The following is a 1,895-nucleotide window of genomic DNA, read 5'->3' on the forward strand; positions in this document are numbered from 1 at the left end:
AAATTGAGATAGGGGGAGGTGACTAACCTCCATTTATCCCTCTCACACCACCGTACGTACGGTTCCGTATACGGCGGTTCCAATTATGTCGAACGCTGTAAGTCATATCTTGCAGAAATACTTTTCAATCCTAGGGAAAGCCAGTAGGCTTTCCCTAATGTTTTATGAAGGATTGGGCTTTTTGATATTCTCCAGTAAGCCTTCCTGGTATTTCCCCATTTGTATGCTTTTCCTTCCGGTACGCCCAATTCAATGAGTTTCTTGATCTTTGTTCGGGGAAGTTTCCATTCCTTCCATCGAATCATTCTTAACCTTCGGTTAACCCATCCTTCGAGTTTTGTAATTACTGAACGAGTATCAGCTAAATGGTAGTAATTTACCCACCCTACTAGATATTCGTTAAGGTCATGAATCCTAACTTCCATGGCAATTGACCTGCGTCTGCTTGTAAGCTTCCTTATTTTATCTTTAAACCGTTTTATTGATTGGGGAGATATTCTCACCTTCGGTTTTAGGTTGCTGGTAAAACTGAACCCAAGAAATTTCCTTCTCCATGGGCGGTCTACAGCACTTTTATCCCTATTAACCTTCAATTTAAGCTTCCCCTCGATAAAATGAGTCATTGCCTTCATAACTCTTTCTCCAGCTCTTTTGGATTTCACGTAGATATTACAATCATCGGCGTAACGAACAAAACGATGTCCTCTACGTTCCAATTCTGTATCCAGTTCATCCAAGACAATATTCGAAAGTAGAGGGCTTAAAGGACCGCCTTGCGGTGTCCCTTCAAGGTTCGGACTGACAAGTCCGCCTTCCATAACACCAGAGGTTAGAAACCGCCTGATGAGTTTGAGGAGAGTTCTGTCGTTGATCCTCTCAGCTAATTTACTCATCAATTTATCGTGATTAACCTTGTCAAAGAACTTTTCAAGGTCGATGTCGACTACCCAACGATAACCCTCTTCTATATAGCTTTGGGCTAGTTTGACCGCCTGGTGCGCTCGCCTCTTTGGGCGAAAGCCAAAGCTACATTCGGAGAAACCTGGGTCGTACATTTTGGTAAGCACTTGGGTAATTGCCTGTTGAATGAAACGGTCTGTCACGGTCGGGATTCCTAATTTCCTTTTCCCTTTGCCATCTGGTTTCGGGATTTCGACTCGACGGACTGGGGATGGGATATAGGTTCCCTCGGAGAGGGATTTGCGTAGCTCATTCCAGTTGAGCATGATATGTCCTCGAAGAGCAGCGACGGGCATTTCGTCCACCCCATGTTTTCCCTTATTCTTTTCTACTCTCTTTATTGCATTAAGTAGATTCTCCCGTGACAGGATTCGTTCCATTAACATTGATATAACCTCCACCGTAAATAGGTATTCTGATTGTGTCCTTTCCAGTCTCCACCCTGTTTACCGTCCCCCATGGATTCACCATTTCTTACGATAAACAGGTACTTTGTTTTCTGTTTCATTGAATGGAAAGATACGCCTAGTTCCTATTTTCCATAATCGGTTCAGCCCTTCCTTATCCTCTTAAGCGAATAAGTACTATGGCTTCTGCTGACGCCTGTCGTTCAACCTATCCTCACGGATAGGCTTACCGCATGAGTACGGCATATCGACAGGTTCTCCCCGGGTAAGAGTACAGACTTTCCTTCCATGTCTCCGCCTCATTTACTCTGTGACACCTTCGGCAGTATGGGCTTTGTCTTGTATTGCAGACTCATCCAATGTCACCTAGCCTTATATGAGATTCGTGTTCCTCGGAGCGGAAGTTTGCCGCCGACTTCCTTCAGATATGCAGGTCACCCCGCATATCCTTGTCTTAAGCTACGGCTACTACTGCCTTCGCCGTTCGGGACTTGCACCCTAGAGCCTGCACCCATGCCGGGCACACAA

At 45.1% G+C, this 1,895-nt stretch carries 1 protein-coding gene; it reads right to left on the reverse strand.

Features of this window, described 5'->3' with window-relative positions:
* Window positions 1–83: 83 nt before the first annotated feature.
* The gene (gene ltrA / locus BFI01S_RS21750; protein ID WP_061794427.1) at window positions 84–1,346 is read right to left on the reverse strand and encodes a group II intron reverse transcriptase/maturase; all 1,263 of its coding nucleotides are present in this window, start codon (window positions 1,344–1,346) and stop codon (window positions 84–86) included.
* Window positions 1,347–1,895 lie beyond the last annotated feature (549 nt).

The sequence above is a fragment of the Cytobacillus firmus NBRC 15306 genome (genome assembly GCF_001591465.1).
Classification (GTDB): Bacteria; Bacillota; Bacilli; order Bacillales; family Cytobacillaceae; genus Cytobacillus; species Cytobacillus firmus.

What these genes read in the sequence shown, in the direction of transcription:
- ltrA (WP_061794427.1), bottom strand. Translation starts at nt 1,346, where the DNA reads ATGTTAATGGAACGAATCCTGTCACGGGAGAATCTACTTAATGCAATA.